Genomic DNA, 19463 nt, shown 5'->3' with positions numbered 1-19463 from the left:
CCGCCACGTCGGCGATCTGGCGGCACCCCGCAGCCGATGACCGGAAAAGCGCTCGGGCGGGAAGCGGGACCGCCCGAGCACCGTGACCGGAATACGCTCGGGCGGCACCAAGGAGCGGGACCGCCCGGCGGATCAGTTCTGCGCGCGTGCCCCGTCGGTGGCCGGGTCGACCGGGGCGGCGTCCAGGCCGGAGATCCAGCCGGTGACGTCGCGGGCCACGTCCTGCGCGGTCAGCCCCAGGTCGGACAGGATCTGCGCGCGGGTGCCGTGCGGGTGCCAGCCGGCCGGTACGCCGAGGTCCCGGACCGGTACGCGGACGTCGGCGTCCCGCATCGCCTGGGCCAGCGCGGAGCCGACGCCGCCGACCCGGACGCCGTCCTCGACGGTGACCACGAGCCGGTGCCCGGCGGCCAGCTCGACCAGTTCGGCCGGGACCGGGCGGACCCAGCGCGGGTCGACCACTGTGACGCCGTAGCCCTGCTCGGCGACCCGGGCGGCGACCTCCATGCCGAGGCCGGCGAAGGAGCCGACCGCGACAAGCAGCACGTCGGTACGCGCGGACTCGGCAAGCACGTCGACCGGGCCGACCCGGCGTACGGCCGGCAGGTCGGCGGCGACGGTGCCGGTCGGGAAGCGCAGGATGGTCGGGCCGTCGTCGACGGCGATCGCCTCGCGCAGCTCCTCGCGGAGCGTGACCGAGTCGCGGGGCGCGGCGATCCGCAGGCCCGGCACCACGCCGAAGACCGACATGTCCCAGATGCCGTAGTGGCTGGGCCCGTCGGGGCCGGTGATGCCGGCCCGGTCCAGCACGAACGTGACCGGCAGCCTGTGCATCGCCACGTCCAGCAGGACCTGGTCGAAGGCGCGGTTGAGGAACGTGGCGTAGACCGCGACCACCGGGTGCAGGCCGCCCATGGCCAGGCCGGCGGCGGAGGTGGCCGCGTGCTGCTCGGCGATGCCCACGTCGTAGACCCGCTCGGGGTACTTGCGGGCCAGCGCGGCGATGCCTGTCGGCTCCGCCATGGCGGCGGTGATGCCGACCACGTCGGGGCGCTCGTCGGCGATCGTCACCAGCTCGTTCGCGAAGATGTGGGTCCACTTCACCGACGGTGCGGCGACGAGCTGGCCGGTCTCGACGTCGAACGCGCCGCCGGGGCCGTGCAGGCAGTCGGCCTCGTCGTCCTCGGCGGGCCGGTAGCCGTAGCCCTTGCGGGTGACCGCGTGCACGATCACCGGGCCGCCGAAGTTCTTCGCCGCGCGCAGCGCCGCCTCGACCGCCGGCACGTCGTGACCGTCGACCGGGCCGACGTACTTGATGCCGAGGTCCTCGAACATGGCCTGCGGGGCGACCGCGTCCTTGATGCCCTTCTTGACCGCGTGCAGCACCTCGTACATCGGCTTGCCGACGAACGGGGTGTTGCCGAGCGCGTCCTTGACGGTGTCGAGCACCTTCTCGTAGCCGGGGTTGAGCCGCAGCGACGACAGGTGGTCGGCGAGGCCGCCGATGGTGGGCGAGTAGGACCGGCCGTTGTCGTTGACCACGATGATCAGCGGGTTGCCGGCGGTGGCGATGTTGTTCAACGCCTCCCAGCACATGCCGCCGGTGAGCGCGCCGTCGCCGACCACGGCCACCACGGACCGCTTCTCGCCACGCAGCGCGTACGCCTTGGCCAGGCCGTCGGCGTAGGACAGGGCGGTGGAGGCGTGCGAGTTCTCCACCAGGTCGTGCTCGCTCTCCGCCTGGCTGGGATAGCCGGAGAGGCCACCGCGCTGGCGGAGCTTGTCGAAACCGTCCTGCCGGCCGGTGAGGATCTTGTGCACGTACGCCTGGTGGCCGGTGTCGAAGAGGAGCCGGTCGCGCGGGGAGTCGAACACCCGGTGCATGGCCAGCGTGAGCTCGACGACGCCGAGGTTGGGGCCGATGTGTCCGCCGGTGCGGGAGACCTTGGCGATCAGGAAGTCACGGATCTCGGCGCCGAGGATGTCCAGCTGCTCGGCGGTCATCCGCTTCACGTCCTGCGGGCCACGGACGGTGCCCAGCAGCCGACCGTGGTTGGCCGTGCCCTCTTCAACACTCATGACCGGAGAGTCTATCGGCCGTGGCACAGTCCGCAGCCGAGCCGTGGCTCAGGACGCCACCACCAGCCGGCGCGGCGGCGTCGGCCGGGGCGCGGCGAACGGTGGCCCGGACGGGGTCCAGGAGCCGAGCACGGCGGCCCGGGACGCGCCTGTCACCGAGGGCACCGCCCCGGGCAGCCCGTGCCAGCTCAGCCAGCCCAGAAGCGCGAACGCGTACGCCTCCTTGGCCTGGGCCGGCACGCCCAGCTCGTCGGTGAGGCGCAGCCGCCAGCGCCCGGCCCCGAGCGCGGCCAGCCGTGTCCGGAGTGTGGGATTACGCACTCCCCCACCGGCGGCCACCACCTCGGTGACCCGGTGCCTGTCGCAGGCGTCGGCTACCGTGCGGGCGGTCAGCTCGGTGAGCGTGGCGAGCACGTCGTCGGCGGTCACCGGCTCACCGAGGGCGGCAAGCGCGGCGTCCAGGTAGCCGCCGTGGAACAGCTCCTTGCCCGTCGACTTGGGCGGTGGCGCGGCGTAGTAGGGCTCGGCGAGCAGTCGGGCCAGCAGCGCCCCGTGCACCCGGCCGGCCGCGGCCCGTGCCCCGTCGACGTCACACGGCCGGCCCAGGAGGCGGCGGGCGGCGGCGTCAAGCAGCGCGTTGGCCGGGCCCACGTCGTACCCGAGGACCGGCGCCCCGGGCGCGACCACGGTGAGGTTCGCGATCCCGCCCAGGTTGAGGGCGGCGCGCGGGGAGGTGCCGGCGTCCAGCAGCAGCGCGTCGAACGCCGGGACCAGCGGCGCGCCCTGCCCGCCGGCCGCCACGTCCGCCGAGCGCAGGTCGTGCAGCACCGGTACGCCGACCCGCGCGGCCACCCGGGCCGGCGCGCCGAGCTGGAGGGTGCCGCGCGCCCGGCCGCCCTCGACCCAGTGGAAGACGGTCTGCCCGGGCGAGACGACCGCGTCGGCCGCGCCGCCGGCCAGTTCGACGCCGACGGCTGCCGCCTCGGCGAACACCTCGCCGAGGCGGTTGTCCAGCCGGCAGACCGCCTCGATCGTGGTGGCCGCCGGCGGCAGCAGCGCCTCGATCCCGGCCCGCAACTCGTCCGGGTAGGCGATCTCACGGTGCCCGAGCGGACGCAGCCGCAGCGTCTCCCCGTCGAGGCGGAACTCTCCCGCGACGACGTCGACGCCGTCGTACGACGTCCCCGACATCAACCCGACGATGCGCAAGGAGGGGCCCCCTTTTAACGTTTCCGGTAGAGGAAGGGCCCCCGCTTAACGCGCCGGGGGCAGGAACAGGCCGACCAGCTCCACGTGCTGGGTCATCGGGAACAGGTCAAACCCGCGCAACTCGGTCAGCCGCCAGCCCGCCTCGGCGAACGTGCGCACGTCCCGGGCGAAGGCGGCCGGGTCGCAGGCCACGTACGCCACCGCGCGCGGCCCGGCGGCCACCACGCCGCGCACCACCGCCGCGCCCGCGCCGGAGCGCGGCGGATCGAGCACCACCAGGTCGACCGGGCCGGTGATCCGGCGGCGGGCCAGCGCGGTCTCCACCCGCGCCGCGACCACCTCGACGGCGGCCAGGTCGGCCAGGTTCGTCCGGGCCGCCGCCACCCCGTCCGGGGCCGACTCGACCACCGTGACCCGGGCCCCCTCGACCCGGCCGGCGAGCGCGGCGGCGAACAGCCCGGCCCCGCCGTACAGATCCCAGGCGGTCTCGCCGGGCCGCGGGTCGAGCAGGTCGAGAACGGCGCCGACCAGGGCGTCCGCGGCGGCCGGGTGCACCTGCCAGAAGCCGGACGCGGGCAGCGTGAACGACCGCCCGGCCGCTGTCTCCCGGACCCGCTCCGGCCCGCGCACAGCGGTGGCGACCCCGTCGGCGTACGCCACGACGGCGACGTCCCCGCCGGTGCTGGCGACCGTCTCCACCGCGTCGGCGTCCGGCCAGCGGACCCCGGTGACCGGGAGCACCGGCAGTTCCTGGAGGGCCGGATGGGCGATCAGGCAGCGGTCGATCGGCACCACCTCGTGCGAGCGGTGCTTGAGCAGCCCGGCCCGGCCGGCGGCGTCGACCGCGTAGCGGACCCGGGAGCGCCAGCCCAGCGACCCGCCGGGCAACGCCTCGACCCGGACGCCGAGCGCGTCCACCCGCTCGTCGGTGAGGCCGCCCAGCCGGGTGAGCTGCTCGCGCACCACTGCGACCTTCCAGTCGAGCTGGGCGGCCGGGGCGACGTGCTGCAGGTCGCAGCCGCCGCAGGCGCCCGGCCGGGCGTACGGGCAGGGCGGGGTGACCCGGTCCGGCGCGGCGGTGAGGATCTCCACCGCGTCGGCGCGGGCGAAGCCCCGGTGCAGCTCGGTCACCTCGGCCACCACCCGCTCGCCGGGTAGCGCGTGCCGGACGAAGACCACCTGGCCGCCGACCCGGGCCACGCAGTGCCCACCGGGGGCGACCGCGTCGACGGTCAGCTCGACCCGCTCGGCCTCCGCCAGCCCGGGACGTGACGGCTCACTCACGGCATCGCCCTTCGCTCGCGACTGCGGGGCTCGCAAACCCGGCTCACTCCTCGCGCTCACGGCCGGCCCTCCCGCTCGGCCGGGGGCGTGGTGCTGACCGGCGGCGGCAGGGTGCTCTGCGGCGCCACCCGGGGGCCGCGGGCCGGGCCGCGGCTGAGCGTGGCGTCGAGGCGGTCCAGGTTCTTGCTGGCGGTGGACGCGAGCTGCCACGGCACGCTCGTCACCATCACCCCCGGCTCGAACAGCAGCCGGCCCTTGAGCCGCAGCGCGCTCTGGTTGTGCAGCAGGTTCTCCCACCAGCGGCCCACCACGTACTCGGGGATGAAGACGGTGACCACGTCGCGCGGTGAGTCACGGCGGACCGAGGCGACGAAGTTGAGGATCGGCCGGGTGATCTCCCGGTACGGGGAGTCGATCACGGTGAGCGGCACCGGCAGCTCCCGCCGCTCCCAGTCGGCCTGGAGGTCCCGGGTGTCGTTCTCGTCGACGTTGACGGTGACCGCGGTGAGCGTGTCCGGCCGGGTGGCCCGGGCGTACGCGACGGCCCGCAGCGTGGGCTTGTGCAGCTTGCTGACAAGCACGATGGCGTGGTTGCGGGCCGGCAGGACGGCCCGCTGCTCGGTCGGCTCCAGCTCGGCGGCGATCCGGTCGTAGTGGCGGCGGATGCCGAGCATGACCACGTACATCACCGCCATCGCCGCGATCGCGATCCACGCGCCGAGCAGGAACTTGGTGAGCAGCACGATGACCAGCACCACGCCGGTCATGACCATGCCGAACGCGTTGATCGCCCGGGAGCGGACCATCCGCCGCCGCGCTTCCGGATCCCGCTCGTTGCGCAGGTGCCGGTTCCAGTGCCGGATCATGCCGGCCTGGGAGAGCGTGAACGAGACGAACACACCGACGATGTAGAGCTGGATGAGCCGGGTCACCTCGGCCTGGAAGCCGACGATAAGCACCACGGCGGAGACGGCGAGGAAGACGATGCCGTTGGAGAACGCCAGCCGGTCGCCCCGGGTGTGCAGTTGGCGCGGCAGGTAGCGGTCCTGCGCCAGGATCGAGCCGAGCACCGGGAAACCGTTGAACGCGGTGTTCGCGGCCAGGAACAGGATCAGCGCGGTCATCCCGGCGACCACGTAGAGCAGCACCGAGCCGCCGCCGAACACGGTCTCGCCGAGCTGTACGGTCACCGTCTTCTGCACGTACCCGTCCGGCCCGGAGACGATCTGGCTCGGGCTCTCGACGAACTGGAGGCCGGTCCGGCGTGCCAGCGCGATGATGCCGACGAGCATGGCGACCGCGATGATGCCGAGCAGCAGGAGCGTGGTGGCCGCGTTCTTCGACTTCGGCGTCTTGAACGCCGGCACCCCGTTGGAGATCGCCTCCACGCCGGTGAGCGCCGCGCAGCCGGAGGAGAACGTGCGGAGCAGCAGGAAGATCAGCGCGAAGCCGGTCACGCTGTGCTCGGCGTGGATCTCCAGGCCGGCGCTCGGCGCGCGGAGGTCGTCGCCGAGCACGAAGATCCGCACGACCCCGGTGAGCAGCATGCCGCCGATGACGATGACGAAGCCGTAGGTGGGGATGGCGAACGCGGTGCCCGACTCGCGCAGGCCGCGCAGGTTGATCGCGGTGAGCAGCACCACCGCGGTGACCGCGACGAGCACCTTGTGGGTGGCTACGAACGGCACCACCGAGCCTAGGTTCGCCACCCCGGAGGAGACCGACACCGCCACGGTGAGCACGTAGTCGACGAGCAGCGCGCTCGCCACCGCGAGGCCGGCCCGTGGCCCCAGGTTGACGGTGGCCACCTCGTAGTCGCCGCCGCCGGAGGGGTAGGCGTGCACGTTCTGCCGGTAGCTCGCCACCACGGTCAGCATCACCACGACGACGGCGAGGGCGATCCACGGCGAGAAGATGAACGCCGAGGCGCCAGCGATGGAGAGCGTCAGCAGGATCTCGTCCGGGGCGTACGCCACGGACGAGAGCGCGTCGGAGGCGAAGACCGGCAGCGCGATGCGTTTCGGCAGCAACGTGTGCTGGAGGCGGTCGGACCGGAACGGTCGACCGAGGAGGAGTCGCTTCAGCAGCGAGGTGGGGCTGGCCACAACCGTGAAGCGTACGGCCACCGGGGGCGGGACGGTGGGGTGGCTGATGACCCCCGCGCGCGCCCGCACGGTACGGTCGGTGCCCCGGTGGGGACGGGGACGTGGCAGGCTCGCAGACGACGGGTCGGCGGGCGGCACCGTGGGAGGAGCGGACACCGTGCATGTCGTGATCATGGGCTGTGGCCGGGTCGGGTCGACCCTCGCGCAGAGCCTGGAGTCCCGGGGGCACTCGGTGGCGGTGATCGACCAGGACGCGGACGCGTTCCGCCGCCTCGGGCCCGACTTCGCCGGCATCACGGTCACCGGCGCCGGCTTCGACGGCGAGGTGCTGCGCGAGGCCGGCATCGAGCGGGCCGACGCGTTCGCCGCGGTCTCCAGCGGCGACAACTCGAACATCATCTCGGCCCGGCTGGCCCGGGAGACGTTCGGCGTGTCCCGGGTCGCGGCCCGCATCTACGACCAGCGCCGCGCCCAGGTCTACGAGCGCCTCGGCATCCCGACCGTGGCGACCGTCAGGTGGACCGCCGACCGGATGCTGCGCCATCTGGTCCCCGAGGGCAACGTGGAGATCTTCCGGGACCTCACCAGCACGGTGTCGATCATCGAGGTGCCGGTGCACAAGGACTGGATCGGCCGGCCGCTGCGGCTGCTTGAGGAGTCCACCGGCGCCCGGGTGGCCTACCTGACCCGGTTCGGGATCGGCACCCTGCCCACCGCCTCTTCCGTGGTGCAGGAAGGCGACCAGGTCTTCATGCTGGTGACCGACGACATCGTCGCCTCGGTCACGTCGGCGGCGGCGGCGCCGCCGGAAGGGGGGCTCTGAGCCATGCGGATCGCCATCGCCGGCGCCGGGAACGTGGGCCGCTCGATCGCCCAGGAGCTGATCGACAACGGCCACCAGGTGATGCTGATCGAGCGGCAGCCCAAGATGCTGCGGCCCGACCGGGTGCCGACCGCCGACTGGGTGCTCGCCGACGCGTGCGAGCTGGCAAGCCTGGAGGAGGCCGACGTGGCCGGCTGCGACGTGGTGGTGGCGGCCACCGGCGATGACAAGGTCAACCTGGTCGTCTCGCTGCTGGCCAAGACCGAGTTCGCGGTGCCCCGGGTGGTGGCCCGGGTCAACCGGGCGGAGAACGAGTGGCTCTTCACCGAGCAGTGGGGCGTGGACGTCGCGGTCAGCAAGCCGCGGGTGATGGCGGCGCTGGTCGAGGAGGCGGTCACCGTCGGCGACCTGGTCCGGCTGATGACGTTCCGGCAGGGCGAGGCCAACCTGGTCGAGATCACCCTGCCGCCGACCGCGCCCTACGTCGGGCAGCCGATCCACGCGGTGCCGATCCCCCGGGACGCGGCGCTTGTGGCGATCCTGCGCGGCAAGCGGGTGCTGGTGCCCACCCCGGACGACCCGATCGAGGCCGGCGACGAGCTGGTGTTCGTCTGCACGGCCGAGGTGGAGGACGAGGTGCGCGCGGTGATCCTCGGCCCGGAGAGCACCGACCGGCAGCGCGGACGCGCCTGACGGACGGCGGAGGGCTCAGGCCCCCGGCAGCGGGGCGGCGGTCGTGGTGGTGCCCTCCCGGGTGACCCGGCGCACCACCCAGACCGTGATCAGCAGCAGCAGCGCGTACGGCGGGTAGCCCAGGGCGAGCCGGGCGACGCCGAGCGCGGTGTCCTGGTGGGCCAGGTAGAGCCCGGCCTGCACGCCGACCTTGGCCAGCCACACCACGCCCCAGAGCACGGTGAGCTGGGTGAACGTGCGCACCAGCTTGGGGTCGTCGCGCCACTCGGAGCGCCCCTTGGCCACAAGCACCGACCAGAGCCAGCCGACGATCGGCTGCCGGATCGCGGCCGAGAGCAGCAGCGCCAGGCCGTATGCGATGCCGAAGAGGATGCCGGGCAGATAGAAGTCGCGCTCGTCGCCGGTCCGCAGGGCCAACAGCGCGCCGAAGCCGATGCCGAACAGCCCGTTGACGGCGTGCCGCACCGGCTTGCGCTGCACCAGGCGCAGCACGGCGATCAGCAACGCCACCGCGATGGCCGCGACCAGTGCGGGCCGCAGCTCGCCCAGCACGTTGGCGATCACGAAGACCACCACCGGGATGCTCGACTCGACCAGCCCGCGCCAGCCGCCGAGCTGGTCGGCCATCTGCTCGGCGATGCTGGGCAGCCGCTCCTCGTCCTGCGGGTCGAGCCCCGACGGGGTGTGCTGCTGTCCGGTGGTCACTTCGGCGGCTCCAGCTCGTAGTGCGGGTTGTAGATCACCTTGCGGTCGTCCCGGACCGCCACCCGGCCGTGGGCGGTGAGGTGCCGGCCCGGCTCGACCCCGGCGATGTGCCGCCGGCCCAGCCACACGAGCGTGACCACGTCGTTGCCGTCGTAGAGGTCGGCCTCGAGCGTGGGCAGGTTGGTGCGCGGCGTGTAGACCACCGTGCGCAGCCGCCCGGACACCGAGACCACCTGACCCCGGCTGCACTGGTGGGTCGGGGTGCCACCGGACTCGGCGCTCTCCCGGCGCAGCTCCTGCGCCTCGATCTCGGCCTCGCTCGCGGTGAGCCGTTGCAGGAGCCGCCGCAGCGACACCCGGCCCTGGTCGGTCGTCATGACCTCCGCGTCACCCTCTCCACCGGTGGGGCTCCGCGGGCGGCGGAACCGTCCCGCCAGCGTACGCCGATCCGGCCCGCCGGCGGCACTGGCGGCTCGCCCCGGGCGGGCGTGCGACGGGCCCGGCTCCGGCGGCGGAGGCCGACGGACCGGGCCCACACGACGTGACTCAGACCTCCTGCGCGCCGGCGGCCTGCTGCTCGGCCTCCTGCTGCTCGGCCACCTCGCGGGGCAGCCGCAGCGGCAGCGGCTCGCGGACCGGCTTGGCCTCCTGGCCCCGGTCCACCACCAGGCCGTCCAGGCAGGCCGTGAGCGGCCCGGAGGCGGCCGGATCGGTGGCCGCCTGGCCCTGGAAGACGCCGCGCACCATCCAGCGCGGCCCGTCGATGCCGACGAAACGCAGGTCGGTCACCCCCTCCGGGGTACGCACCCGGGCGCGCAGCTCGGCGCCGCGCTCCCCCTCGACCTCCTGGGCCACCGCGCCGTCGTTCGCGAGCGACGTGCGGATCTCCTCGCGCACCTCGTCCCAGATGCCCTCGGAGCGGGGCGCGGCGAACACGCCGAGCTGGAGCGCGTTCTGCCCGTGCACCAGCACCACCTGCTGGATCACGCCCTGCGGGTCGGCCTGCACCCGCACCTCCACGTCCGGCACCGCCGGGATCTGGAGGCTGCCCAGGTCGAGCCGGGGCGCGTCGGGCGCCTCGCTGACGTCGTACGGGCCGCGGGCCGGCGCCGCCGGGGTCTCCTCGGCGTCGAGGACCCCGTTGTCACGCGCCTCGTCGGCCCGCTTCCGAGAGAAGATCACTGCGCCCACCCTCCGCTGTTCGCACTCACCCTGCCACCTCTTCGCTCTGCCCGCCGGCCGGAGCCGGAACCAGCCCGGCGTGCCCGCCGGTCGATCCGTGCCCACCGGTCCCGCGCCGGGACGTGGGCAGCTCGGCCACCGGCGCGAACTCCGCCCGGGCGACCCGCTGGACCACGAGCTGCGCGATCCGGTCGCCCCGGCTGATCCGCGCCGGCGTGTCCCGATCATGGTTGATCAGGTTGACCAGGATCTCACCCCGGTAGCCGGCGTCGACCGTACCGGGCGCGTTGAGCACCGTCACGCCGAGCCTGGCGGCCAGCCCCGACCGGGGATGGACCAGCCCGACGTACCCCTGCGGCAACGCCACCGCCACGCCGGTGGGCACCAGGGCCCGGCCGCCGGGCGGCAGTTCCACGTCCGCGGCGGCCACCAGGTCCGCGCCGGCATCGCCGGGATGGGAGTACGCCGGCAGCGGCAACCCGGGGTCGAGCTGCCGTACGGGCACGGGCACCACATCTGTCACGGTCATCCTCTTCCGTCCGGTCCTCGCGGGGTGACCCTGCCATCCTGCCGGTTGACCGGCCCGCGGCACGCCGTACCCTCGCACTGTGCGTCAGTCGTCGTCCCCGGCCGCCCCGACGGCCGCCCCCGCGCCCTACGCGGAGCGTCTCGGGCTGCCCTGGTGGGCCTGGCCCGCGGGGCTGGCCGTGGCCGGGTTGCTCGCCGCCGAGCTGTGGCTCGGCGCGACCGGCCTCCGGGCCTGGCTGCCGTTCCTGCTGCTGGTTCCCGGCACGGTGGCCGCCCTGTGGTGGCTGGGCCGGATCCCGGTCGCCGTACGCGACGGCGAGCTGTGGGTCGACGACGCCCGCCTGCCGGTGCGGTATGTCGCGGACGCGGTGCCGCTCGACGCCGCCGGCCGGCGTGAGGTGCTCGGCGTCGGCGCCGACCCGCTCGCCTTCGTGGTGCAGCGCCCGTGGATCGGCGGCGCCGTCCAGGTGGTGCTTGACGACCCGGCGGATCCCACCCCGTTCTGGGTGGTCAGCACCAGGCGCCCGACGGAGCTGGCCGCCGCGCTGCTGGCCGCCCGCGACGCGGCCTGACCTCACCCACCCCGGTCCTCGGCCGACCTCGCCGGCGATCATGAAGTTAGCGCGTGGGAGAGCGCTCCCCGCCGCCGCCAACTTCATGATCATCCCCTCGAAGGTAGGGGTGGTCAGGTCGGCTTGCCGGGGAGCCCTCGGGCGGCGTGCCGGAGGTCCTTGCGGAGTTGCTCGGCGAGTGCCCGGGTGGCCCGCCGGTTGAGGTAACCGGCCACCGCGGCGCCGGTCAGGAACGGTCCGAGCGTGGTGAGGTTGCGGCCGAACCGGCGTAACAGGCTGTCCCGCAACTCGCGGCGGGCGGCGGTGCCCAGCACGGCGCTCACCCCGACGCCGGGCAACATCGGGTTGATCCCCCGCTGGCCGGCCCAGGACTGCACGAGCGCCACGGTGCGCGCGGTCCCGCCGGTGGGCAGCGGCATCCGGTGCAGTTCGTGCAGCTCCCCGATCAGTTTCAGCTCGATCGCCACCACGGCGACCGTCTCGGCGGCCAGCAGGACCGGCGCGGAGAGCAGGGTGGGCGTGACGGCCCACTCGACCGCGGCGACGCCGCCACCGGCCGCGCCGATGCCGGCGGTGGCCCGGGACGCGTTGCGGACCAACCGGTCGGCGAGCGCGTCGTCGTCCAGGCCGGGGAAGTGCCGCCGCAGCGTGGCGAGGTCACGGATCGGCACGTGCGGCGCGACCTCGGCGACGGTGTCCGTCATCCAGCGCAGCGCCGCCTTGGGCTTGAACAGGTCGCTGAGGCCGCGAGCGCGGGCCTGGCCGACCAGCCGGACCAGCAGTTGCCGGCGGCGGGCCGGAGCGATGTCGTCGGCGGTCAGGGCGGCGACCGTGGCGCCCAGTTCCGCGCCGGACGGTGTCGGTCCCGGCTCCGGTGCCGGCGTCCGACCGGTCTCGTCGGTCCGCTCGCTGCGCTCGCTCACCCGTCCGCCCTCCTCCGCGCGGCGTGGCAGCCGCCCGTACGAGTCAAGCAGCTTCCCGCCGCCGGCGCACGGCAGCTCGAACAGCGGCGGCCTCGTCGACGAGGCCGCCGCCGGTGTCCCGGCTCGGGATCAGACGCACTCGCGGCAGATCAGGTCGCCGTTGCGCTCGACCGCCAGCTGGCTGCGGTGGTGGACCAGGAAGCAGCGGGCGCACCTGAACTCGTCCTGCTGCATCGGGAGCACCTTGACCGTGAGCTCTTCGTCGGCCAGGTCGGCGCCGGGCAGCTCGAAGCTCTCGGCCACTTCAGCCTCGTCGACGTCCACAGCGCCCGACTGTGAGTCGACCCGCCGGGCCTTGAGCTCTTCCAGGCTGTCCTCGCCGAGGTCGACCTCGTCGCGACGCGGGGCGTCGTAGTCGGTGGCCATCGGTTTCACTCTCCAATATCGATATGGTCGCTGCCGGTTGTAACGCCGGACGACGCCGTTTCGGTTCCCCTGGCCGGCCACCATCTCTGTCGGGCACCCGACCCGACGACCGTTGGGTCGGGTTCGCCGGAGCGGAACCCCCCGGCGAGCGCGGAACCTTACCCCCCCTTGGGCGAGGCATGTATACCGCCCTCGCGGGAGAGATGTACGCCCCAAAGCCCGAAGTTGTTCCCAATGTGACTCAGGCGACACGAAGATAGGGGTAGTCCTACCCGTTCCTCCGGTGGCGCGCCGGCATGTCGGACTGTTTCCACGCGGGAGCCGGACAAGGGTTAACCTCAGCGGCGTACTTGGACGGCCGACAGACGCGGCCCGACCGCGGCGGCCGCCGCCACCCAATCACTGTCCGGGGAGCGCCCAGGATGAGTTTTGCGCGAGTGCGGGCACTCGTTGTCGTCGGACTGCTGGCGGTCATCGCCCTGGTCTTCGTGTTCGTCGCCGTCTTCCGCGACAGTCAGGGCAAGGCCGGCACCGCGGCCGGCTGCCCGGACGGTTGGCCCCTTGTCGACCTGCGGCTGCGCGAGCAGAAGGACGTGAAGATCAACGTCTACAACGCGACCGACGAGGCCGGCCGGGCCAGCGGCGTCGCGGACGACTTCCGCAACCGGAAGTTCCAGGTCAAGAAGGTCGGCAACGAGCAGAAGGAGGTCGACGGGGTGGCGGTGCTGCGCTTCGGCCCCAAGGGCGTCGGTTCGGCCCACCTGCTGCGGGCCTACTTCCTCAACAACGCCGAGCGGGTGTTCCAGCCGGACCGCAAGGACGACGTCGTCGACGTGGTCCTCGGCAGCGGCTTCCAGCAGCTGGCCACCACCACCGAGGTGAACCAGTCGCTCGGTGACCTGGGCGCTCCCGAGGCTCCGCCCGAGACGTGCCCGATGCCTGTCGAGAAGTGACCGTCGGGCCGCTCCGCCGGCCCCGGTGACGACGCGGCCTCCGGAAGCCGGCCGGGGGCCGCGTCGGCGCGTACCCGGTCAGGGGCCGCCGGCGGCGTCCAGGTCGGCGAGCCGGGCGTGCAGCGGCGCGTGCAGCGCCGGCGGCGCGGCGAGCACCAGGTCCGGTCCGGCCGGCCGGCCGGACAGTCCGGTCACCAGCAGCCCGGCCTCCCGGGCGACAAGCCCGCCCGCGGCGAGGTCCCAGGCGGCCAGCCCCTTCTCGAAGTAGGCGTCCACCCGTCCCTCGGCGGCCAGGCAGAGGTCGAGCGCCGCCGCGCCCATCCGGCGGATGTCCCGCACGTGTCCGATCAGCTCGGCGACGACCCGGGCCTGGTGCGAACGGCGGCCGGCGTCGTATCCGAAGCCGGTGGCGACAAGCGCCTGCCCCAGGTCGGTCTCGGCGGAGCAGCGCAACCGACGGTCGTCCCGCCAGGCTCCGCCGCCGGCGGTCGCGGTCCACTCCTCGCCGGTGAACACGTTGCGCACCACGCCGGCGACGACCTCGCCGCCCACCTCGGCGGCGAGGGACACCGCGCAGTACGGCAGGCCGTAGAGGTAGTTGACGGTGCCGTCGATCGGATCGACGACCCAGCGCACCCCGTCCGGCGCGGACGGGCCGGCCGCCCCCGCGCCGTACTCCTCGCCGAGCACCGCGTCGCCGGGCCGCCGCTCCCGCAGCGCCTCCCGCACCTGCCGCTCCACCGCCCGGTCGGCGGCGGTGACCACGTCGGTCACCGTGCTCTTGGTGGCGGCCACCGAGACGCCCTCGGCGCGCATCCGGCGGGCGGTGGCGGCGGCGTCCCGGGCCACCTCGACGGCGATCGTGAGAAGTTCCCGCGGCGTGGGCGCCGAGGTGATCATATTTGTCCCCTTCCCGCACGATCGGGTCCGCCCGGTTCGCGCGTGGTTATCATCCTTACAAAGTCCACATCTGCGCCGATTCGGCGGTCCCGGACCCGCGGTACGCCGTGCGGCGCGGGATGATCGCGGCAGACGGCGTTACAATTCACCCTGCCCACGCGCCACGGACCGCCAGCGACCGGACGGACCGGGACACGGGGGTTCCTCAAAGACTCGTCCGGCACGGCCGTTCATGCTGCGCCGGACGACCCGGCCGTGCTCGCTCTTCGCCTCCGGAAGGTCATTCGTGACAGAACCCCGCCAGACCGGCGCCGACGTTCGCTCGCTCACCGACACCCTGATCGCCCACGCGCAGAGCGCCGGCGGCCAGCTCACGTCGGCCCAGCTCGCGCGCACCGTCGAGTCCGCCGAGGTGACCCCGGCCCAGGCCAAGAAGATCCTCCGCGCGCTCTCCGAGGCGGGCGTGACGGTGGTGGTGGACGGCTCCGCCAGCACCCGTCGCCGGGTCGCCGCGGCCCGGTCCGCCACTCCGGCTTCCCGGGCCACCACCGCCAAGACCACCAAGAAGGCCGCCGCGCCCGCCCCCAAGCAGGCGCCCGCCGCCGAGGAGGCCGCCGCTCCGGCGCCCCGCAAGGCGACGGCGCGCAAGGCCGCCGGCACCACCGCCGAGGTGGCGGCCAAGGCCGCCGCCCCGGCGAAGGCCACCAAGACGACCCGGGCCACGAAGGCCACCGTGGCCGCCAAGACCGCCGCGGCGAAGCCGGGCAAGCCCGGCGCCGAGGGCGAGGTCGACCCGGAGGAGCTGGCCGCCGAGATCGAGGACGTGGTGGTCGAGGAGCCGGCCGAGCTGGCCCGGGCCGCCGCGGCGGACGCGGCGAGCTCCGCCACCGACAACGACTTCGAGTGGGACGACGAGGAGTCCGAGGCGCTCAAGCAGGCGCGTCGCGACGCCGAGCTGACCGCCTCCGCCGACTCGGTCCGGGCCTACCTCAAGCAGATCGGCAAGGTTCCGCTGCTCAACGCCGAGCAGGAGGTCGAGCTCGCCAAGCGGATCGAGGCCGGCCTCTACGCGGCGGAGCGGCTACGCGCCGCCGACGAGGGCGAGGAGAAACTCGTCCGCGACCTGCAGCGTGACCTGATGTGGATCTCCCGGGACGGGGAGCGGGCCAAGAACCACCTGCTGGAGGCGAACCTCCGACTGGTGGTCTCGCTTGCCAAGCGCTACACCGGGCGGGGCATGGCCTTCCTCGACCTGATCCAGGAGGGCAACCTCGGCCTGATCCGCGCCGTCGAGAAGTTCGACTACACCAAGGGCTACAAGTTCTCCACCTACGCCACCTGGTGGATCCGCCAGGCCATCACCCGCGCCATGGCCGACCAGGCCCGCACCATCCGCATCCCGGTGCACATGGTCGAGGTGATCAACAAGCTCGGTCGGATCCAGCGCGAGCTGCTCCAGGATCTGGGCCGCGAGCCCACCCCGGAGGAGCTTGCGAAGGAGATGGACATCACACCGGAGAAGGTGCTGGAGATCCAGCAGTACGCCCGGGAGCCCATCTCGCTCGACCAGACCATCGGTGACGAGGGCGACAGCCAGCTCGGCGACTTCATCGAGGACTCCGAGGCCGTGGTGGCGGTCGACGCCGTGTCGTTCTCGCTGCTCCAGGATCAGCTCCAGCAGGTCCTCCAGACGTTGTCCGAGCGTGAGGCGGGTGTGGTGCGCCTGCGCTTCGGTCTCACCGACGGCCAGCCGCGCACCCTGGACGAGATCGGCCAGGTGTACGGCGTGACCCGGGAGCGCATCCGCCAGATCGAATCCAAGACCATGTCCAAGTTGCGGCACCCTTCGCGTTCCCAGGTGCTCCGCGACTACCTGGACTGACCGCGCACGTCAACCAGTCGTGTCGGTTTGATCACCAGCCGTAGAACACTGATCGTTGGTCGGTCGGTTGCCTGTTTGTGATCGTTGACGTGGCACCCTTGGTGCACGGCACACTGTCTTCCACGCCAGGTGTGACCTCGGTCCCCCGCGGGCACACAGGGAAGGCAGGGCCCGAGATGGGTGTTGCACGATAGGTGAGCAACGACCGACGAGTGTGTTCATCGGTGACGACCAGAGGAGGAAGGCGATGACCCCGACCCTCACGCCGCCGCCCGAGACGGTGAGCCCCCCGGCCGCCGATGAACGGTGCGACCGCTGTAATGCTGCCGGCAAGCTTCGGATCACCCTGTCGGGTGGGAGCGAGCTGGTGTTCTGTGGGCACCACGCGAACAAGTACGCGGAGGATCTCGTGAAGATCACCGTGCGCTACGCGACGGACCCGGAGTTCAGCTGGCGGGGCACCGATCTCATGGCGAACTGAGCCGACAAACAATCCGCAACGCGACATAACCGGCCGGAGAAGCCCCCCACGGGTGCCTCCGGCCGGTTCGTCGTGCCCAGGGCGTGACAGGTGTTAAGCGGGGCCCCCGCCTCTACCGGAGGCGTTAAGAGGGGGCCCCTCCTTACAGCGTCTGCACGGTGGCTATGCGCTCTTCCAGCTGCTCGATGGTCGCCTGGGCGCTCGGGGGGCCGCCACAGATCCGGCGCAGCTCGGCGTGGATCTTGCCGTGTGGCTGGCCGGTGTGGTGGTGCCGGGCGGCCACCAGGGCGTTCAGTTGCCGCCGTAGGGCCACTCGACGCTGGGCCGCACTCATCGGAGGGGGCGCCGCCGCGGGGGCCGCAGCGGCCGGCTCAGCGGCCCGTTGGGCCGCCCGGCGTCGCTGCGCGGCGAGCTGGTCGGCCTGCCGCTTGGTCAGCAGCAGCGAAACCTGGTCGGCGGTGAGCAGACCGGGCAGGCCGAGGTATTCCTCCTCCTCCGGGGTGCCGGCCTGGGCGGCGGTGCCGAACGACGCGCCGTCGAAGATCACCTGGTCCAGCTCGGCGGTCGCGGAGAGCGCGGCGAACCGCTTCTCCAGCTCACCGCTGGCGCCGTCGTCGCGCTGGGCGCGCTCCAGCAGGTCGTCGTCGAAGCCCTCGCGGTCCTTGGGCTTGCCGAGCACGTGGTCCCGCTCGATCTCCATCTCGCTTGCCAGCCCGAGCAGGTGCGGCACGCTCGGCAGGAACACCGAGGCGGTCTCGCCCGGACGGCGGGCCCGGACGAACCGGCCGATCGCCTGCGCGAAGTAGAGCGCGGTGCTGGCGCTCGTCGCATAGACCCCGACGGCCAGCCGGGGGATGTCCACGCCCTCGGACACCATCCGCACCGCCACCAGCCACCGCTGCTCGGACGTCGCGAACGTCGCGATCCGGGCGGACGCGCCCTGGTCGTCGGAGAGCACCACGGCGGCCTTCTCGCCTGTCACCTGCTCCAGCAGCTTCGCGTAGGCGCGAGCCACCTGCTGGTCGCTGGCGATCACCAGGCCCCCCGCGTCCGGCATGCCGTTGGCCCGCAGCACGCTCAGCCGGGCGTCGGCGGCGCGCAGCACCTGCGGCATCCAGTCACCGGCCGGGTCCAGCGCGGTCCGCCACGCCTGCGCGATCAGGTCCTGCGTCATCGGCTCGCCCAGCCGGGCGGCCAACTCGTCGCCGGCGTTGGTGCGCCACCGGGTCTCCCCGGAGTAGGCCAGGAACAGCACCGGCCGGACTACGCCGTCGCGCAGCGCGTCGGCGTAGCCGTAGACGGAGTCGGCGCGGGAGCGCAACAGGCCGTCCCCACCCCGCTCGTAACTGACGAACGGGATCGGGTTGTCGTCGGAACGGAACGGCGTGCCGGTGAGCATCAGCCGGCGTACCGCGGGCTCGAACGCCGCCTTGACGCCGTCGCCCCAGGTCCGGGCGTCGCCGGCATGGTGGATCTCGTCGAGGATGACGAGTGTCCGGCGGGTCATGGTGCGCCGCCGGTGCACCTGCGGCGCCATGCCGACCTGGGCGTACGTGACCACGGCGCCGTGGAAGTCGGCGGCGGAGTGCAGGTCGGCGTTGCGGAACGCGGCATCCAACTGGATGCCGACCCGGGCCGCGGCCTGCGCCCACTGGGTCTTCAGGTGCTCGGTCGGCGCGACCACGGTGACCGCCTCGACGGTGCCGTCGGCGAGCAGCTCGGCGGCGATCCGCAGGGCGAAGGTGGTCTTTCCGGCCCCGGGCGTGGCGACCGCGGTGAAGTCCTCGGCCCGGCGGCGCAGGTATTCCACCATCGCCCTGCGTTGCCAGGAACGCAGGGGCGGGAACGTGTCGAGCGCCGGCAACCGGGGTGGCACGGTTAGCTCCTCTCCGCCGCGGGCGGCGACGGGCCCGACCGGGGCCACCGGGGGCCACCGCCCAGGAAAACGCCCTCGCGCATCCCGTGCCGCGAAGGCCGACTCAGCATAACCAGCGGGGCCGTTCCGCCCCACCCGACGCCACGCCTGTCACATCCGCCCAACCCGGTGCGGGAGGGCGCTACAGCTCCGGTCCGCGCGCGCCGGTGCGCGGTGGGCGCAGCGTCGCCACCGGGGCGGACCAGCGCCGGCGCAGCGAGATCAGCCGCAGTCCGAAGACGAAGACCGCGGCGCCGGTGAGCGTCGTCGCGGTGGCCTGACCGTACGTCGACAGCAGCGCCACCACGATCGAGCCGGCGAGCGCGGCCACCGCGTAGATCTCCCGGCGCAGCACCACCGGGATCTCGCCGGTGAGCAGGTCCCGGCCGAGGCCGCCGCCGATCGCGGTGAGCATGCCGATCATGCAGGCGCCGACGGCCGGCACGTGCGCGTCGAGCGCCTTGAGCGTGCCGGTGACGGTGAACAGGGCGAGCCCGGCCGCGTCGAGCACCAGCACGGCGGTGCGCAGGCGGGCGAGCTGGGGATGCAGACGGAACACGACGGCGGCGACGACCGCGGCGGTGACCGCGTACCGCCAGTCGGCGAACGCCAGCGGGGGCACCTCGTCGATGACCAGGTCGCGGAAGATGCCGCCGCCGAGGGCGGCGACCACGCCGACGAAGACCACTCCGAACAGGTCGAGCCGTTTGACCACCGCCGCGGAGGCGCCGGAGGCGGCGAAGACCGCCACGCCGGTGAGGTCGGCGAGGAGCAGGGCGGTGGAGGTGGTCACCGCCGCAGGT

19 protein-coding genes are annotated in these 19463 nt (G+C 73.4%); 6 read left to right on the top strand and 13 right to left on the bottom strand.

The features are described from left to right. Positions 1–132: 132 nt before the first annotated feature. The 4 genes from dxs to SM450_RS11880 are packed head-to-tail and all read right to left on the bottom strand — an operon-like array spanning position 133 to position 6677. Positions 133–2079: a 1-deoxy-D-xylulose-5-phosphate synthase gene (dxs, locus tag SM450_RS11895; RefSeq protein ID WP_474619775.1), complete on the bottom strand. Its 1947-nt coding sequence runs from the start codon at positions 2077–2079 to the stop codon at positions 133–135. Between the two features lie 48 nt (positions 2080–2127). Then, a complete protein-coding gene (locus SM450_RS11890) occupies positions 2128–3288 on the bottom strand; it encodes an anhydro-N-acetylmuramic acid kinase (protein ID WP_474619774.1) in 1161 nt (386 codons plus the stop codon). A gap of 45 nt (positions 3289–3333) precedes the next feature. Next, the gene (locus tag SM450_RS11885; RefSeq protein ID WP_474619773.1) at positions 3334–4572 is read right to left on the bottom strand and encodes a class I SAM-dependent RNA methyltransferase; all 1239 of its coding nucleotides are present in this window, start codon (positions 4570–4572) and stop codon (positions 3334–3336) included. 56 nt (positions 4573–4628) lie between these two features. Continuing rightward, positions 4629–6677, bottom strand: a complete 2049-nt coding sequence (locus SM450_RS11880) for an APC family permease (RefSeq protein WP_474619772.1) — start codon at positions 6675–6677, stop codon at positions 4629–4631. 157 nt (positions 6678–6834) lie between these two features. Between SM450_RS11880 and SM450_RS11875 the strand changes: the two genes are divergently transcribed. Both SM450_RS11875 and SM450_RS11870 read left to right on the top strand, forming a co-directional pair. Further along, positions 6835–7500 carry a potassium channel family protein gene (locus SM450_RS11875; RefSeq protein ID WP_474619771.1) on the top strand — a complete coding sequence of 222 codons (666 nt, stop codon included), beginning with the start codon at positions 6835–6837 and terminating at the stop codon, positions 7498–7500. A gap of 3 nt (positions 7501–7503) precedes the next feature. After that, positions 7504–8193, top strand: coding sequence for a potassium channel family protein (locus SM450_RS11870; RefSeq protein ID WP_474619770.1), 690 nt, complete (start codon positions 7504–7506; stop codon positions 8191–8193). A 15-nt stretch (positions 8194–8208) separates the two neighbouring features. On the opposite strand, the gene SM450_RS11865 is transcribed toward SM450_RS11870, so the two are convergent. The 4 genes from SM450_RS11865 to dut form a co-directional block, all read right to left on the bottom strand. Next, positions 8209–8898, bottom strand: coding sequence for a DUF3159 domain-containing protein (locus SM450_RS11865; RefSeq protein ID WP_474619769.1), 690 nt, complete (start codon positions 8896–8898; stop codon positions 8209–8211). Further along, positions 8895–9275 (bottom strand): OB-fold nucleic acid binding domain-containing protein, encoded by a 381-nt coding sequence (locus SM450_RS11860; RefSeq protein WP_474619768.1) that lies wholly within the window; start codon positions 9273–9275, stop codon positions 8895–8897. Before SM450_RS11860 ends, SM450_RS11865 begins: the two co-directional genes overlap by 4 nt. A 169-nt stretch (positions 9276–9444) precedes the next feature. Next, the gene (locus SM450_RS11855; RefSeq protein ID WP_474619767.1) at positions 9445–10080 is read right to left on the bottom strand and encodes a DUF3710 domain-containing protein; all 636 of its coding nucleotides are present in this window, start codon (positions 10078–10080) and stop codon (positions 9445–9447) included. Positions 10081–10105: 25 nt separating this feature from the next. After that, the gene (dut, locus tag SM450_RS11850) at positions 10106–10603 is read right to left on the bottom strand and encodes a dUTP diphosphatase (protein WP_474620064.1); all 498 of its coding nucleotides are present in this window, start codon (positions 10601–10603) and stop codon (positions 10106–10108) included. An 85-nt stretch (positions 10604–10688) separates the two neighbouring features. Here dut and SM450_RS11845 point away from each other — a divergent pair, with 85 nt between their 5' ends. After that, complete coding sequence (locus SM450_RS11845; RefSeq protein ID WP_474619766.1) at positions 10689–11180, top strand: DUF3093 domain-containing protein; 492 nt, start codon at positions 10689–10691, stop codon at positions 11178–11180. Positions 11181–11293: 113 nt separating this feature from the next. Here SM450_RS11845 and SM450_RS11840 read toward each other — a convergent pair whose 3' ends face one another. Together SM450_RS11840 and SM450_RS11835 are read right to left on the bottom strand one after the other, a co-directional pair. Beyond that, on the bottom strand, positions 11294–12022 hold the full coding sequence (locus tag SM450_RS11840; RefSeq protein WP_474620063.1) for a hypothetical protein: 729 nt from the start codon (positions 12020–12022) through the stop codon (positions 11294–11296). A gap of 210 nt (positions 12023–12232) precedes the next feature. Next, positions 12233–12529, bottom strand: coding sequence for a DUF4193 domain-containing protein (locus SM450_RS11835; protein WP_013284790.1), 297 nt, complete (start codon positions 12527–12529; stop codon positions 12233–12235). 437 nt (positions 12530–12966) lie between these two features. On the opposite strand from SM450_RS11835, the gene SM450_RS11830 reads away from it, so the two are divergent. Further along, positions 12967–13482, top strand: coding sequence for a LytR C-terminal domain-containing protein (locus SM450_RS11830; protein ID WP_474620062.1), 516 nt, complete (start codon positions 12967–12969; stop codon positions 13480–13482). A gap of 78 nt (positions 13483–13560) precedes the next feature. Here the strand turns inward: SM450_RS11830 and SM450_RS11825 are convergent, their stop codons facing one another. Beyond that, a complete protein-coding gene (locus SM450_RS11825; RefSeq protein WP_474619765.1) occupies positions 13561–14382 on the bottom strand; it encodes an inositol monophosphatase family protein in 822 nt (273 codons plus the stop codon). A gap of 286 nt (positions 14383–14668) precedes the next feature. Here SM450_RS11825 and SM450_RS11820 point away from each other — a divergent pair, with 286 nt between their 5' ends. Then, the gene (locus SM450_RS11820) at positions 14669–16264 is read left to right on the top strand and encodes an RNA polymerase sigma factor (RefSeq protein WP_474619764.1); all 1596 of its coding nucleotides are present in this window, start codon (positions 14669–14671) and stop codon (positions 16262–16264) included. Positions 16265–16511: 247 nt separating this feature from the next. Next, the gene (locus tag SM450_RS11815) at positions 16512–16745 is read left to right on the top strand and encodes a DUF7455 domain-containing protein (protein ID WP_091070720.1); all 234 of its coding nucleotides are present in this window, start codon (positions 16512–16514) and stop codon (positions 16743–16745) included. Between the two features lie 142 nt (positions 16746–16887). Here the strand turns inward: SM450_RS11815 and SM450_RS11810 are convergent, their stop codons facing one another. Continuing rightward, complete coding sequence (locus SM450_RS11810; RefSeq protein WP_474619763.1) at positions 16888–18621, bottom strand: DEAD/DEAH box helicase; 1734 nt, start codon at positions 18619–18621, stop codon at positions 16888–16890. A gap of 181 nt (positions 18622–18802) precedes the next feature. Next, complete coding sequence (locus tag SM450_RS11805; protein WP_474619762.1) at positions 18803–19453, bottom strand: trimeric intracellular cation channel family protein; 651 nt, start codon at positions 19451–19453, stop codon at positions 18803–18805. Positions 19454–19463: the final 10 nt, after the last annotated feature.

The organism is Micromonospora marincola (assembly GCF_056150385.1).
This window is presented reverse-complemented; position numbering and strand designations above follow the sequence as displayed.

Excerpts from the sequence above, each read along its gene's own strand:
- dxs (WP_474619775.1), bottom strand. The coding sequence starts at position 2,079 with ATGAGTGTTGAAGAGGGCACGGCCAACCACGGTCGGCTGCTGGGCACC.
- SM450_RS11870 (WP_474619770.1), top strand. The coding sequence starts at position 7,504 with ATGCGGATCGCCATCGCCGGCGCCGGGAACGTGGGCCGCTCGATCGCC.
- SM450_RS11860 (WP_474619768.1), bottom strand. The coding sequence starts at position 9,275 with ATGACGACCGACCAGGGCCGGGTGTCGCTGCGGCGGCTCCTGCAACGG.
- SM450_RS11835 (WP_013284790.1), bottom strand. The coding sequence starts at position 12,529 with ATGGCCACCGACTACGACGCCCCGCGTCGCGACGAGGTCGACCTCGGC.
- SM450_RS11825 (WP_474619765.1), bottom strand. The coding sequence starts at position 14,382 with ATGATCACCTCGGCGCCCACGCCGCGGGAACTTCTCACGATCGCCGTC.
- SM450_RS11815 (WP_091070720.1), top strand. The coding sequence starts at position 16,512 with ATGACCCCGACCCTCACGCCGCCGCCCGAGACGGTGAGCCCCCCGGCC.